The sequence below is a fragment of the Nocardia jejuensis NBRC 103114 genome (genome assembly GCF_001613145.1).
GTDB lineage: Bacteria > Actinomycetota > Actinomycetes > Mycobacteriales > Mycobacteriaceae > Nocardia > Nocardia jejuensis.
On sequence record NZ_BDBU01000002.1, the window covers coordinates 320,249 to 334,112 of the forward strand.

At 67.2% G+C, this 13,864-nt stretch carries 14 protein-coding genes; all 14 read right to left on the reverse strand.

What is annotated here, in order from left to right; genetic code table 11:
• Positions 1–8 precede the first annotated feature (8 nt).
• On the reverse strand, positions 9–599 hold the full coding sequence (locus tag NJ1_RS01945; protein WP_067686900.1) for a hypothetical protein: 591 nt from the start codon (positions 597–599) through the stop codon (positions 9–11).
• Between the two features lie 43 nt (positions 600–642).
• Complete coding sequence (locus NJ1_RS01950) at positions 643–1,599, reverse strand: MlaD family protein (protein ID WP_067686437.1); 957 nt, start codon at positions 1,597–1,599, stop codon at positions 643–645.
• Positions 1,596–2,693 carry an MlaD family protein gene (locus NJ1_RS01955; RefSeq protein ID WP_245717172.1) on the reverse strand — a complete coding sequence of 366 codons (1,098 nt, stop codon included), beginning with the start codon at positions 2,691–2,693 and terminating at the stop codon, positions 1,596–1,598. The genes NJ1_RS01950 and NJ1_RS01955 overlap by 4 nt, the downstream gene beginning before the upstream one ends.
• A complete protein-coding gene (locus tag NJ1_RS01960) occupies positions 2,690–3,793 on the reverse strand; it encodes an MlaD family protein (protein ID WP_067686440.1) in 1,104 nt (367 codons plus the stop codon). Before NJ1_RS01960 ends, NJ1_RS01955 begins: the two co-directional genes overlap by 4 nt.
• Positions 3,793–4,806, reverse strand: a complete 1,014-nt coding sequence (locus NJ1_RS01965) for an MlaD family protein (protein ID WP_067686443.1) — start codon at positions 4,804–4,806, stop codon at positions 3,793–3,795. Before NJ1_RS01965 ends, NJ1_RS01960 begins: the two co-directional genes overlap by 1 nt.
• Positions 4,803–5,807, reverse strand: coding sequence for an MlaD family protein (locus tag NJ1_RS01970; protein WP_067686445.1), 1,005 nt, complete (start codon positions 5,805–5,807; stop codon positions 4,803–4,805). The genes NJ1_RS01965 and NJ1_RS01970 overlap by 4 nt, the downstream gene beginning before the upstream one ends.
• Complete coding sequence (locus NJ1_RS01975; protein WP_067686448.1) at positions 5,804–6,865, reverse strand: MlaD family protein; 1,062 nt, start codon at positions 6,863–6,865, stop codon at positions 5,804–5,806. Before NJ1_RS01975 ends, NJ1_RS01970 begins: the two co-directional genes overlap by 4 nt.
• 3 nt (positions 6,866–6,868) lie before the next feature.
• Entirely contained in the window at positions 6,869–7,732 is an 864-nt protein-coding gene (locus NJ1_RS01980) for an ABC transporter permease (protein WP_084477641.1), read from the reverse strand.
• A complete protein-coding gene (locus NJ1_RS01985; RefSeq protein ID WP_067686459.1) occupies positions 7,729–8,583 on the reverse strand; it encodes an ABC transporter permease in 855 nt (284 codons plus the stop codon). Before NJ1_RS01985 ends, NJ1_RS01980 begins: the two co-directional genes overlap by 4 nt.
• A gap of 381 nt (positions 8,584–8,964) precedes the next feature.
• Positions 8,965–9,846 (reverse strand): NAD(P)-dependent oxidoreductase, encoded by an 882-nt coding sequence (locus NJ1_RS01990; protein WP_067686462.1) that lies wholly within the window; start codon positions 9,844–9,846, stop codon positions 8,965–8,967.
• A complete protein-coding gene (locus NJ1_RS01995; protein WP_067686465.1) occupies positions 9,846–10,595 on the reverse strand; it encodes an SDR family oxidoreductase in 750 nt (249 codons plus the stop codon). Before NJ1_RS01995 ends, NJ1_RS01990 begins: the two co-directional genes overlap by 1 nt.
• 82 nt (positions 10,596–10,677) lie before the next feature.
• A complete protein-coding gene (locus tag NJ1_RS02000) occupies positions 10,678–12,147 on the reverse strand; it encodes an aldehyde dehydrogenase (protein WP_067686471.1) in 1,470 nt (489 codons plus the stop codon).
• A 291-nt stretch (positions 12,148–12,438) separates the two neighbouring features.
• Positions 12,439–12,585, reverse strand: a complete 147-nt coding sequence (locus NJ1_RS02005) for a DUF1059 domain-containing protein (protein ID WP_067686483.1) — start codon at positions 12,583–12,585, stop codon at positions 12,439–12,441.
• Between the two features lie 19 nt (positions 12,586–12,604).
• Positions 12,605–13,849 carry a cytochrome P450 gene (locus NJ1_RS02010; RefSeq protein WP_067686486.1) on the reverse strand — a complete coding sequence of 415 codons (1,245 nt, stop codon included), beginning with the start codon at positions 13,847–13,849 and terminating at the stop codon, positions 12,605–12,607.
• Between the last annotated feature and the right edge of the window lie 15 nt (positions 13,850–13,864).

Consider the following 13,864-nt stretch of genomic DNA (forward strand, 5'->3'; position numbering starts at 1 on the left):
CGTGGACGCTATTTGGCCGGCAGCGCGTTCTGCAGACCGCCGACGTCGGTGATCTTCCAGTCCGCGTTGCGGTCGAGGGTCAGCGAGTACGTGACGGTGGTCTGCGCACCCTCGGTCGTCTGGGCGCTGGTGGAGGTCACGGTGAGGTAGGTGTTGACCTTGTAGATGCCCCCGGATTCGGAGACGACCGTCGAGGACAGCGGTGTCGCCTTGGACGTCCACTGCAGCGGCAGCAGAATCTGCTCGAGTTGCGGACCCGTGGCGTCGAACTTCGCGGCCAATTGGGCGGTGGTGCCGGCCTGTAGCCGGGCGAGCCAGGCTTTGGTGTCCTTGTAGTCGATGGTGGAGGCGCCCACCGCGTAGTTCGTGGCGACCTCCTGCGCGTGCCGGTCGTCGGCGGCCGCGGAATCACGCTGCGCGAGCTCGCTTTCGGCGGACCGGTACAGGCTCCCGAACACCGCGGCGAGGATGAGCGCCGCCGCCACCGCCCCGGCGGTCGCCACGGTCGAGAGTCGTATCGACACCGTGCGCGCTCGCGCGCGCGGCCCGGCCTGGCCGGTGGTCTCCGCGTCGGTGGAGGTGTCGGTCGGAGTCGACATGTCGGGTCCTTTCAGCAGATGTGTTGCGCCGCACACGCTCTGGTCACTTGACCCCGATGCGGAAGCGCAGGGTGCCGTCGGCGTCCACGCTCTGCAGCGCCTGGGCGATCAGCGCGCTGACCTCCAGCGTCGGTGCTCGGTTCACCGCGTCCCTGACGACCGGTTCCAGCACGGGTGCCCACTGGGCGGCGGTCGGGCCGATCTGTTCGATGAAGCTCGTCAGTTCGCGCAGGAACGGGACCAGCCCGTCGCCGGTGAAATAGTCTGCGACCGGCCGGCTTTCGACGAGAGCGGAGCCCGACTCGACGATCTTGTTGAGCGTCGTGCCGAACGCGCCGAACTCCGGCCCGGCGGTGGACAGGGCGGGCCCCATCCAGTCGATGTCGCCGCCGAGTGCCTGCATGTCGCTGAAGAGCTGGCGAATCGACTGGGTCCGGCTCAGCAGGGTGGCCGCCAGCAGGGATGTGGAGCGCGCCAGCGTGTGGATCGCCGGATCGGTGTCGGCCAGGGCCTGGTCGAACGTGCCCACCAGGCCTGCGATCACCTCGGGTCTGATCTGGGCGAGCAGATCGACCACCTTGCCCGACAGCTCGGTGATGGTCATCGGGGTCCGGATCCGCGCGGCGGGAACGACCTGCCCGTTCTCGAGGTACGGCCCGGTATCGCCGACCGGGGAGAACTGCACGTACGGTTCACCCAGCGCCGAGAGTTGTTCGATGCGCACGTCGCTGGACAGCGGGACCCGGTAGCGGCTCTCGATGCGCAGTCGCACGAGCACGCCGGTGGCCTGTTTGCTCACCAGTTCGGTGTGGCCGATCTTCACCCCGGCCAGCAGCACCGGTGCGTTCGCTCCGAGCCCACCGGAATTGTCCAGGTGCATCTCGGCGGTGATGAAGGTGCGCCTCGGGTCGAGGTGCAGCACCCCGAACGTCATGTACGCGACGCCGAAGACCAGCACCGCGGCGATCGCCGAAAGCGACACCGTCGCACGGATGTTCATCGCACCACTCCGATCATGCGCAGCGTCTGCACGATGCGGTCGGTCTGTTCGTCCGGGGACAGGGCCGACGGTGGACGCGGGCCCGCGGAAATACCCACGACGTTCACCTTCGGGCCTCGATCCACGAACGGAATGATCTCGGTCCGGATGAGGTCCACGACCCGCTTCAGATTCGAGGGCGAGTCCAGATCGAGCGGATGCGCGCCGAACAGGATCGGCACCGCCGCCCGCACGGTGCCGTCGAGCGAATTGAGCAGCGGCGCAATCCATTGCAGGCTGGGCGCCACCGGTCCCAGCGCCGTGAGGACGAAGATGACGCCGATCTCGGCATTGATGGTGTCGATGGTGTGCTGGGCGCCGTAGGGGGTCAGCAGCTCGTCGAGCATCGGCTGATTGTGTTGCAGGCCTTGATCGACCGTCGCCCCGATCCCGTCGAGCAGACGGTCCAGGGACTGCACGTGGTCGCCGAGATCGGCGATGTCGGTGCCCAGTGCCGCCGCGATCCGGGCCGTGTCACGCGGATCCTTCGGCAGGATCGCGTTCATCTTGTCGACGATGCTCTGGATGTCGGTGACCGCGCCGCTTCCGATGAACGTGGACAGTCCGGCGAAGATGTCCTCGATCGGCAGCGATGGTGTGGTGTGGGACAACGGGATTCGCGCGTCCGGACCCAGCGGGGCGCCGTTCGCGTCCGGGGGGACGCTGAGCGCGATGTGCACATCGCCCAGGGGTGTTTCCTGCCGGAGCGCCGCGGTGGTCCCCTCCGGCAGTCGCACCGACGAGCGGATGACGACGTCGGCGACGACGTACCCGCGTCGCGCCGGCTCGGCCGCGGTGGGGGAGACGGGGTCCACCAGGCTCAGGTGCGTGAGCCGGCCTACTCGCACACCGTCCGCGAAGACCTTGGCGCCGGGCGGGAGGTTGAGCACGTCGGCGAACTCGATCGTCAGGTGATAGGTGGGACCGGAGACTCCGGAACCCGGCACCACGATCTCCGACGGCCGGAAGGCGCAGCCGTTGGCGCCCAGCATCACCGCGAGCACGAGGCAAGCGCGCGCACCCGCACGGCGGGCTCGTCGAGTGAGTCCGTTCATCGGGCGCTCACCGCCGCCAGCAGCGCCGCGACCGTGGGAACGGTGACCGCGCCGTCGTCCGATATCGGGCAGCGCTGTGCGGTGAGCGCCTCGATCCCCGCGCAGATCTGCTGGGTTTGCGGTTGTGCGAGTGCGAGTTTCGGCGCCGCGTAACCGATGATCGTCCCGCCCGTCACCGGATCGGCCGCGGTGGCGAATCCGCCCGCGATCGCCGGGACCATCGCGATCAGTTGCGCGAGCGAGCCGACCCCGGCGCTCAGCAGGCGGGACAGATTCGGGACCGATCGCAGCGATCGCAGCGCCGGGGAGCCCAGCATCATCACCACGTCGTTGATCTGGGGCAGCAGCTTGCTCAGCGCGTCGACGAGATCGATGATCGGCGGGAACGCGATGACATTGATGTCGTCGAACGTCTGCGGCAGTCCGGTCACGGTCTCGCGCACCTGTCCCCAGCCGTTGCGGGCTCGATGGGCCAGTTCGGCGACCGCGTCCAGGAGCTGCCCGAGGTGCCCGATGGCGGCGTCGGGCGCCGCGAGCGCGTCGGCGAGTTGGTCGATCAGCGAATTGATCTGTCCGCCGGTGCCGGTGGTCGCACGGTCGAGCGCGTCGAGGCCGGACCCCAGCGCATCGCGCTGTGCGGGATCCTCGGCGGAGTTCAGCTGGTCCGCGACCTGTGCGAGGGCGTCGAAGGTCGCGGACATGCTCTTGGGGGTCACGGTCCGGGTGATGCACCGGCCGGGATTCCAGCCGGGGCCCGTGGGCTCGGCCCCGATCAGCGCGAGTTTTCGATCCGCGACCAAGGTGTCGCTGACGGTGACGGCGCCGACGTCCTCGGGCAGTGTGCGATCCGCGCGCACGGTGAACCGCACCCGCACCGCCGCACCGTCGAGCTCGATATCGGTCACCTCGCCGACCGCGATACCCATGACGGTGACCGCGCTGCCGGTGAAAAGGCCGATGGCGTCGGGCATTTCGGCGCAGTAGCCGCGCGTCGCGGGGGTCGGATCGCTGATCTTCAGGACGACCGCGCCGGCTGTCACCAGGGTGAGGATCACCGTGGCGGACATCAGCGCGCGCGATCCGAGGAGGCGTGCGAGCATCAGCAGGATCCTCCGGCGACGGGAACGCAGATGGCCGAGGGCCCGATCGTGGTGCTGGACCGATCGACGGTGATCCCACCCTCGGCGGGCATGAGCGGCAACAACTTCTGTCCCATCGCGTGCAGCGCGTCGAGCAGCTCCCCGAGGCGGGCGTCGAGCTGCTCGAGCGCGGGGATGGCATCGGCGAGCGGCCGGGCGCGTTCCTTCAGTCCCGCGTCCCAGGCGCGCCCGAGGGGTGTCAGGTCCTGCAGCACGACCGCCAGATCGTCGAGTGCCTGCGCGACTTGCCATTTGTTGTTCTGGATGAGGTTGACCAGGGTTCCGAGCGTGGTCAGCAGGGTGGCCAGCACGGTCGAGTTCGCTCGCAGCGCGGTGAGGTATTCGTCGCTGAAGGACAGCGTGCGCGATATCTCCGCATTCTGCCGGTTCATCACGCCGACCAGATCCGAGGCGGCCCGCACGACGGCTCGCACCGAGTCGGGGCTCGTGCCGAGCGCGGAGGACAGCGCCGCCATGTTCTGTCGCAGCACGTCCCCGTCGACCTGCCGGACAGGATCCGCGGCGTCTTGGAAAGCCTGAGTGAGGTTGTACGGCAGCGTGACTCGCTCCATCGGGATCACCCGCGATCCCAGCGGCGCGGTTCCCGCCGGTTCGACGGCGACGTAGTAGCCGCCGACCAGGGTCAGCATGCGAATGTCCAGGACGGTGTCGTCTCCGAGGAAGGCGTCGCTCCGCACCGTGAATTCCATGCGCACCCGGTCGCGCAACAGCGTCAGCGAGGTGACCGTGCCCATCGGGATTCCGGCGATCCGGATGTCGTCGCCTTCGCGGATCGTTCCGGCTTGCGACAGCTCCGCGGCGTAGGTCTTCTCCGGGGTCGTTCCGCTCACGTACACCACGCCGATGGCGATGATCAGGACGATCACCGCGCTCACCCCGCCGATTCCCCAGAGCAGATCGGTGTTTCGTGCTCGTGGACGCTCGCCCGGCGCGCGCGGGGTGCGCCGTTTCATGAGTTGCACAGCACGATCCTTTGTCCGGCGATCAGGACGCGAAGCGGTTCCGGCGCTGCGGCGTTCCCGTGTGAGCAGGTGGGTTGCGCGTCCGGTCCGGTCCGCGGGATGGCGGCGGTGATCGCCTGCAGGAGACTGGGCACGCGGTCGAACACCGCGACGGCGTCGTATGGATCCGGAAAAGCCTGTGTGAGAAGGGCATCGAGATCGGTGCCCGGCCGACCGGTGACTCCCAGGACGGTCAGCATGCTGCGCAGCGGCGTGAGCACCGGTGGAATCCGGTTGGAGAAGTCGATGAGTCCGGGCAGCTTGTCGGTGATGACGACGAACAGATCGGTAAGGCTCACGAGCAGTTTCATCGCATTGCCGGAGTCGCCGCCGATGTGGTCGGAGATCTGGGACAGGTTGGCGACCAGCCTGGCCAGTACCGCTTGGCGATCGGAGGCGTAGTGACTCAGCTTCTCGATCGAGTCCAGGGCGGGCCCCAAGCCGTGGCCGTCACCGTCGATGACGGCGAGCAGGCTGGAAGTGAATTGGTTCAGATCCGCGGGTGACAATTCGCGCAGCACGGGCTGGAGTCCGTTGAACAGGGTCGTGATGTCGAAGGCCGAGACGGTCTGTGCGGTGGTGAATTCGGTGCCGGGCTCTCGCCGGTGGCCGGGCTGATCGGGCTGCCGAATCTCCAGGTACCGGAAGCCGGTCAGATTGCGGTAGCGGACGGCGACCTTGGTGTCGGTGAACAGTGGACGGTCGGCCAGGACGGTGAATTCGACCCGCGCCCGTGCGCCGTCGAGTTCGACGCCGCGGACCTTGCCGACCTGAACCCCGTACAAGCGCACATCGTCGCCGGCGCGCAGGCCGTTCGCATCGGTGAACAGCGCGGTGTAGGTGTCGGTGTCACCCGATACCGGCCGTTCGATCACCTGGAAGACTCCGATCAGCACCACCACCATGACCGTGACGGCCACCGCGATCCTGAGCAGTAGTGAGCGTGTGGTCATCGCTCGCCTCCGGGAGCGGGAACGTGCCCGAGGGCCTCGGTCAGCGGGCCGGTCACGCCCGGCACCAGATCGAGGTCGATGCGGACGTCGACCACCGGCCCGTCGGGTGTGTCGTGGAAGGTGCCGCCGAGCCGGTCCAGCAGTTCACGAAGTTGTCGTGTGGCCAGTGCCGGGTCGCTCACCGATCCGGTGATCCGGTCCAGGACGAGCGTGGCGATGGGCAGGAGTCCGGCGAAATAGGGTTGAGCGGTTCCGAACAGCTGTGTCACCACCGGCAGCAGTTGGTTCTGGATGTTCGGCCACATCTGCGCGAATTTCTCGATGTGTTCCTCCTCGCGCAGATAGCCGTTGTTGTAGCTGGCGTCCAGCAGGGTCAGGCCGCCGGTCAGCATCGGCGGGAGTCCGGCCAGAGCCGATCCGAATTCCTCGAACAGCAGCGAGGGCGGTAGTTGCCGGGTCTCCGCGTAGGACCGCGCGGTGGTTCCGATCGCCTGCAGAAGCGGGGTGAACGCGTCGAGGTCGCGTGCGAATGTGCGCAGGAGGCGGGCCAATTGGGGGGTGAGCACATCGGTGGTGAGTTCGCCGGTGGAATTGAGCAGGGCGGCGAGGGTGGCGTCGCGAATTCGGCCGGAGTCCGGTCCGGTCAGATCGACGATCGATCCGTTCCTCAGGAGTGTGCCGGTGCTCGCGGCGTGTAATTCGAGTGCGCTGACTCCGAACAGGTTTCCGGGGACGTAATCCACCGTCATTCCTGTGGTGAGACCGAACAATTGCGAGCCGATCAGACGCAGGTCGATCTTTCGGCGGCCGTCACCGGCGAAGTCGATGGTGTCGACGGTCCCGACTCTCACACCGTCGAGCCGGATTTCGGTTCCGGGACCGATGCCCTCGCCGACGGATTTGACGATCAGCGCGACCCCGATCTCGTCGGCCGGTGCGGACTCGGGGACGAGTCGCCATGCGACCGTCACCGCGATCGCCACCGCGAGCGCGCAGGCGCCGAGTACGCGTGCCTTGCGAGGCCCGACGTCGGAACCGGGGAGTGTGTATGGCGGCATGTGTCACCCCGTGAAAGCGATAGGGGATTGGAAGCCCCACAGCAGGATCGTGGCGACCATGTCGAGAGCGATGATCGACACCAGACTGGCGCGGATCGCTCGTCCCGACGCGATACCGACGCCTTCGGGACCGCCGGTCGCGAAGAATCCCTGATAGCAGTGGATCAGCACGACGGCGACGGCGAATATGACGACCTTGATCGTCGCGGCGACGATGTCCCACGGCATGATGAATTGTTCGAAGTAGTGTCTGTATGTGCCGGACGGTGTGCCGTGCACGACGGTCACGATCATCTCGCAGGAGAAGTAACTCAGTATCAGCGCGACGACGAATGCCGGTGCCACCGCGATGATTCCGGCGATCACCCGGGTGGTGACGACGAACGGCACCGAGCGGATGCCGAGTGATTCGAGCGCGTCGATTTCCTCCGAGATTCGCATGGATCCGATCTCCGCTGTCATTCGGCATCCGGCCTGCGCCGCGAAGCCGATACCCGCCGCGATCGGTGCGAGCTCTCGCGTGACGCCGAGTGCGGAGATGAGACCGCTGAGCTGTCCCAGGGACATCAGATTCAGTGCGCTGAAGGCTTCGATTCCGATCGAGGCGCCCATGGCCGCGCCGAGCATGAGCATGAGCGGCACCACGCCGCCGCCGATGATGACCGAGCCGCGGCCCCAGGTCATATCGGTGATGACGGTGATGGTCTGGCGGCGGTAGTGCGCCAGGGTGTACGGCACGGACGAGATCACCTGCCAGCAGAACCCGATCACGAATCCGATCGAGTCGATCGGGCCCAGCGGGTGAATCCGAGGTCCGATGCGGAGCGTCCAGCGCAGTCCGGCCGGTCTGTACGGTGCGGCCATCACGCCATCCTGACCGGCAGGAACATGGTGACCACCTGGGTGATGGCGGTGTTGAGGACCACGACCGTGGCGACCGACATGACGACGGCGGCATTGACGCCGTCGGCCACGCCGCGGGGCCCGCCTTCGGCCTCGAGTCCACGCTGGCAGGCGATGACCACGACGAGGAACCCGAAGATGGTGGCCTTGACGAGAGAGACCCACACGTCGATCGGGGTGGTGAAGGAGCCGAAGGACTCCCAGTAACTGCCCGGCGTGACGTCGAGCGCGGTGACCGCCACCGCGAAACCCGAGGCGATGCCCACGAAGATGATCAGGATGTTCAGGAGCGGGGCCACCAGCATCATGGCGGCGATCCGCGGAACTATGAGCCGCTGTACCGGGTCGACGCCCATCACGCGCATGGCGTCGACTTCCTCGCGCACGGTGCGCGCGCCCAGATCGGCGGCGATGGCCGCGGCGCCGGCGCCCCCGAGCAGCATCGCGGTGGCCATCGGCGCGCCCTGCTTGATCACGCCGAGTCCGCCGGCGGCGCCGATCATCGAATCCGCTCCCAGCTGGGTGACGATATTGCCGACCTGCGCGGAGACGATCACGCCGAAGGGTATGGCCATCAATATGCTCGGGATCGCTGTCACCCGGATCAGGAACCACGCCTGAATCAGCGTCTCGTGCACCGGAAATCGGACGCCGATCAGGTCCGTCGTGCCGATGCGGATCGCGTCGGCCCCGATGCGCAGCGCGCGGCCCAGCGTGGCCAGACTCGACAGCACCGTATCGGCGAAGTTCCGCCGTAATACCTCCGCGGCGGACACATCCTCCGATGACGGACGAGTCATGTCTTTCGTGGACATCGAAATCCTTTGCTCGACCAAGCCGTCGATTTCGCGTGAACGACTTGGGTTACTGCAGTCGAGACAGTGAAGGCCGTTCGGGGAGTGGAGGTTTCGACTCACGGCACGCGGGTGACGCTACCATATGACCTGAACCACATTCCAGACATTGTTCCAGAAAAGTGAACAGACCAGTGTCTTGCTAGTTTATCGAACGAACTGCCCTGTGGGACAAGGTATCTGCGTCGTATTCGGTTGCGATGTGCCTGCGACGGCTTCGGTGACACGGGCGGTGGGTGATAGCGGTTCCACCTGACGCCCGTGTCATCGCCGATCGTTCGATCGCGCGGTGCGATCGCTAGCGTCGCACCGATACCCGGACCGTCGCGGTGCGCGCCGTGCTCACGAGGATTGCTGTTCCACAGCGCCGACGCCGAGCCCGCGGCCGAGTTCGCCGAGGGCGAGTTCGGTCAGGGGCAGCGGTGTGCCGAGGCGACTGCCCAATTCCACGGCGAGCGAGAGATCCTTCTCGCCGAGATGTCGAACGTGGGTCAGGATCGGGTGCCAGAAATCGGCGGGATCCACCGGAGCGGTGGTGTCGCGCAGCATGATCGCGCCGGGGCCTCCGGTCACCGCATCGGAATGCCGCACCACCTTGCCCAGCGCGGTGATGTCGAGACCCGCGGCCTCGGCCAGGCGCTGCGCCTCGGTGGCGGCGGTGAAGGCGATGAAGTGAAGCAGGTTGCGCGCGAGCTTCATTCGGGTTCCGGCGCCGACCGGACCGGCGTGCACGATCAGATCGGAGAAGCAGCCGAACGGTTCGCGGATGCGGGCGAGCGCGTCGTTGGAGCCTCCCACCATCACCGCGAGTGCTCCGCGCGTTGCGCCGGGGGCGCCTCCGCTGACGGGGGCGTCGAGGAATTCGACTTCGTGTTCGGCGCACAGGGCGGCGAGCGTCTCGGCCGTGCGGTCGCTGATGGTCGAATGCACCGCGATGATCGTTCCGGGTGCGGCGGTGGCGAGAATGCCCTCGGGTCCGAGGACGACCTCGTTCACCTGGGCGTCGTCGATGACCGTGACGCAGATGATCGACGCGTGTCGCGCCAGGTCGGCGGGGCTGGGCGCGGACCGCGCGCCGGCCTCGACGAAGGGCAGTACGGCATCGGGCCGCACATCGCAGACCGTCAGGCCACCGGGCCACTCCAGGAGCCGGCGCGCCATCGGCGCGCCCATATTGCCCAGCCCGATGAATCCGAGGCGGCCGGGTGCGGTGTCGGTCGTCATCAGCGGATGATCTGTCCGCCGTCGACCGCGAGGATCTGTGCGGTCACCCAGCTCGCCTCGTCCGAGAGCAGGTACAGGCACGCGCCGACCAGATCCTCGGGGGTGCCCATGCGCTTGATCGGGATCCGCGACACCATGTCCTTGACGATGCTGCCGGGGGTGACGGTCTGGGTGGCCTCGGTGTCGGTGGGGCCGGGGGCGATCGCGTTGACGCGGATGTTGGACCCGCCGAGTTCGTAGGCCAGCTGCTGGGTCAGCCCGTTGATGCCGACCTTGGCCAGTCCGTAGAAACCGGAGTAGACCCATGCGGCGGTGGAGGATTGGTTGACGATGGAGCCGCCGCCGGCGGCGACCATGTGCTGCCACACCGCCCGGGTCACATTGAGCGCGCCGTCGAGATTGACGCTCATGAACTTCTTGTAGTAATCCCACGGGACGGTGAGCAGCAGGTCGAGTTTCATCTCGCCGTAGATCGCGGCGTTGTTGACCAGGTGGTTGATCGAGCCGAACTCCGCGACGGTGAACTCGGCCAGCTCGGCGGCCGAATCCGGATCCGCGACGTCCACGCGATGGAACGCGGCCGTGCCGCCGGAGGCGAGGATCTCCTTGGCCACCTGTTCGCCGCGCTCGGTATTGAGATCTGCCACAACCACTTTCGCGCCTTCGGCGGCAAGCGCCTTGGCGTAGACGGCGCCGATGCCCTGTGCGGCGCCGGTGACGATCGCGGTCCGATCGGTGAAACGTGCCATTGTCGGTAACTCCTCGAGTTCGGGTGAATCGTGGTGCGTGCGTGTGTGGTTCGTCAGGCAGTGGCCCTCAGGCGGGGGTTCGTCAGGCGGGGGTGGCCACGAGTTTGGTTTCGAGGTATTCCTCGAATCCGGCCACGCCCATCTCGCGTCCGATACCGGACTGCTTGTAGCCGCCGAAGGGGGCGTCGGCGTGGTACCAGAGCCCGCCGTTGACGCTGAGAGTGCCGGTGCGGATGCCGTTCACGACGCGATCGACCCGGTCCGGGTCGCTGCCCCACACCGAGCCGGACAGGCCGTACGGGGAGTCGTTGGCCTGGCGGATCGCGTCGGCGTCGCCGTCGTGTGCGATGACCACCAGCACCGGCCCGAAGATCTCCTCCTGCGCCACGGTGCTGGTGTTGGACAGGTCGGCGATGACGGTGGGCTCGACGAAGAAGCCGCGAGTGTGCTTCTCGGACCGGGTTCCGCCGGTGACGATGCGTCCGCCGTCGGCGCGGGCGATGTCGAGGTAGCGTTCGACGCGCTCGCGCTGGGCGGCGGAAATCAGTGGGCCGCAGATGGTTCCGGGTTTGTTCGGGTCCCCGGCGCGCAGTCCGGCCATGGATTTCGCGGCGGCCTCGACCGCGGCGGCGTAGCTTTCCCGCGGCACCAGCAGCCGGGTGGTGAGGGCGCACCCCTGACCGGCGTGCACCGCGACGGTGAACGCGGTGTACGAGGCGGCGGCGGCGATATCGGCGTCGTCGAGCACGACCGCGGCGGACTTGCCGCCGAGCTCCAGGAAGGTGCGCTTGAGAGTGGTTGCGGCACCGGTCATCACCGCACGGCCCGTTCTGGTCGAGCCGGTGAAGGAGACCATGTCCACGTCCGGGTGCTCGACCAGCCGCGCGCCGACGCCGTGATCGTCGGAGGTCACGATGTTCACCACGCCCGCGGGGATGTCGGTGTGCTCGAGGATCAGTGATCCGAGTGCCGCCGCGCACCACGGGGTGTCGGGGGCGGGCTTGAGTACAACGGTGTTGCCGGCCGCGAGTGCCGGTCCGAGTTTGGCGAGGTTGATCTGGTGCGGGAAGTTCCACGGGGTGATCGCGCCCACGACGCCGACGGCTTCGCGGCGCACCACCCGCCGACTGGTGATGCCCATCTGCACCGCCGTGCCGAGATCTGTTTCCCAGCTGTAGGTTTCGGCCAGCTGGGCCGCGAACTCGAGATCGCTGATCGGCCCTTCCAGCTGGGGGCCGCTGGTCAGCAGTACCGGTGCGCCCACCTCCGCGATCGTGATCTCGCGCAGTTGCTCCACGTGCGCGCGCATCGCCTCGCGCAACTGTCGCAGGCAGCGTGCGCGGAAGGCGTGATCGCGGGACCAGTCGCTCTCGTCGAAGGCGGCCCGTGCCGCGGCGACGGCGGCGTCCATGTCCTCGGGTGTGGCATTGGCGGCGTGGCCGAGGATTTCCTCGGTGGCGGGGTTGACGGTCGCGAAAACCCCTGCGCCCCCGGGCACCAACTTGCCACCGATCAACAAGGGGGTGCCCTCGGTGGGGATGAGGCTATTCATCACAAGACTCCCGAAAACGTGTCTGGACAACTGTTCGGAATATAGTTCCGATTGCTGATCGAGCGCAAGAATCAATCGGTGGCGCACTCCTTCGCGGACCGTTGTTGTCCGCGGCGGATCGCCTCTCTCGAATTGCTCTGCTCCGGCGCGATGCCGCGGGGGCGACTCTCGTACCCGGAGACGACGCGTGCGAGCGTCGAATCCCGAGCGGCCCGCGGGCCATCGCGTGGGATGCGGCAGCGGGTCTGCGAGGTCGACCGGGCGCCGAACTCGCAGACCGCAGGTGCCAGGTCAGTACGCGATGAACAGGATTTCCTCGCGCGTGTAGTCGTGATCGGGGTGGTGTGCCGCGAGGTGCCGCCGGGTCTCGCGCACCAGTTCGTCCTCGTCCGCGCCCCGGATGTACTCCCCACAGGGGCAGTTGAGTCGGGTCTTCATCGAATCCTCCTCGGCGCGATCAGGAATAGCTGACCGACCAGTGCTTGATGCCGTTGATCCAGCCGTTGCGCAGGCGCTCGGGTTCCGCGACCTGGGTGAGGTTGGGCATGGCATCGGCGATGGCGTTGAACATCAGATCGATCTCGAGCCGAGCCAGGTTCGCGCCGACGCAGAAATGCGCGCCGGTGCCGCCGAAGGCCAAGTGCGGGTTGGGGTCCCGCGTGATGTCGAAAACGAACGGATTCTCGAAGGCGTCCTCGTCGAAATTGGCCGAGCTGTAGAACAATCCGACCCGCTGCCCCTTGCGGATGAGCTGGCCGCCGAGCTCGGTGTCGGCGGTGGCGGTGCGCTGGAAGGCGGTCACCGGGGTTGCCCAGCGGATGATCTCGTCGGCGGCGGTGCGCGGTCGCTGCTGTTTGAACAGTTCCCATTGCTCGGGGTTGTCGACGAACGCCTTCATGCCGTGGGTGATGGCGTTGCGCGTGGTCTCGTTGCCGGCCACCGCGAGCAGGATCACGAAGAACCCGAATTCGTCGGACCCGAGCGCTTCTCCGTCGAGGTCCGCGTTCACCAACTGGGTGACGATGTCGTTGCCGGGCTCCGCGCGCCGGCGCTCGGCCATGTTCCAGGCGTAGCCGAGCAACTCGACCGAGGCCTCCGTCGAGGCGTCGGTGGTGGCGGTGTCGCCGTATTCGGGATCGTCGTAGTTGAGCATGTGGTTCGACCACTCGAACAACTTGCGCCGGTCCTGCTGTGGCACGCCGATGAGTTCGGCGATCGCCTGCAGCGGGAGTTCACAGGCCACCTGCTCCACGAAATCGCCGCCGCCCTCGGCGACCGCCGCCCGCACGATCCGCTCGGCCCGCTCGGTCAGTGCCGCGCGGAGTCCCTCCACCGCGCGGGGGCTGAACCCCTTGGAGATGATGCGCCGGATCTTCGTGTGCTTGGGCGGATCCATATTGACCAGCAGCGCCCGGGTCACCTCGATCTGTTCGACGGTGACCTGTCCGGGAAGCCGGATGATCGATCCCTTCTCCTGCGAGGAGAACAGGTCCGAGCGCCGCGAAACCTCTTTGATGTCTTCGTGTTTGGTGACAACCCAGTAGCCGCCGTCATGAAAACCGCCGGACGACTCGTCCGACTGGGCGTTCCACCACACCGGCGCGGTGCGGCGCAACTGCGCGAATTCCTGGACGGGATTGCGGGTCTCCCACAGCGCCGGATCGGTGAAATCGAATCCGGTCGGTAGTGAGGGCGCGGACATATTTTCCTCCTCGAG

Bases quoted from the DNA above. Each gene is read 5' to 3' on its own strand.
- NJ1_RS01950 (WP_067686437.1), bottom strand. From the start codon at position 1,599: ATGAACATCCGTGCGACGGTGTCGCTTTCGGCGATCGCCGCGGTGCTG.
- NJ1_RS01990 (WP_067686462.1), bottom strand. From the start codon at position 9,846: ATGACGACCGACACCGCACCCGGCCGCCTCGGATTCATCGGGCTGGGC.
- NJ1_RS01965 (WP_067686443.1), bottom strand. From the start codon at position 4,806: ATGAAACGGCGCACCCCGCGCGCGCCGGGCGAGCGTCCACGAGCACGA.
- NJ1_RS01985 (WP_067686459.1), bottom strand. From the start codon at position 8,583: ATGTCCACGAAAGACATGACTCGTCCGTCATCGGAGGATGTGTCCGCC.
- NJ1_RS01945 (WP_067686900.1), bottom strand. From the start codon at position 599: ATGTCGACTCCGACCGACACCTCCACCGACGCGGAGACCACCGGCCAG.
- NJ1_RS02005 (WP_067686483.1), bottom strand. From the start codon at position 12,585: ATGAAGACCCGACTCAACTGCCCCTGTGGGGAGTACATCCGGGGCGCG.
- NJ1_RS01975 (WP_067686448.1), bottom strand. From the start codon at position 6,865: ATGCCGCCATACACACTCCCCGGTTCCGACGTCGGGCCTCGCAAGGCA.
- NJ1_RS01995 (WP_067686465.1), bottom strand. From the start codon at position 10,595: ATGGCACGTTTCACCGATCGGACCGCGATCGTCACCGGCGCCGCACAG.
- NJ1_RS02010 (WP_067686486.1), bottom strand. From the start codon at position 13,849: ATGTCCGCGCCCTCACTACCGACCGGATTCGATTTCACCGATCCGGCG.
- NJ1_RS01960 (WP_067686440.1), bottom strand. From the start codon at position 3,793: ATGCTCGCACGCCTCCTCGGATCGCGCGCGCTGATGTCCGCCACGGTG.
- NJ1_RS01955 (WP_245717172.1), bottom strand. From the start codon at position 2,693: ATGAACGGACTCACTCGACGAGCCCGCCGTGCGGGTGCGCGCGCTTGC.
- NJ1_RS01970 (WP_067686445.1), bottom strand. From the start codon at position 5,807: ATGACCACACGCTCACTACTGCTCAGGATCGCGGTGGCCGTCACGGTC.
- NJ1_RS02000 (WP_067686471.1), bottom strand. From the start codon at position 12,147: ATGAATAGCCTCATCCCCACCGAGGGCACCCCCTTGTTGATCGGTGGC.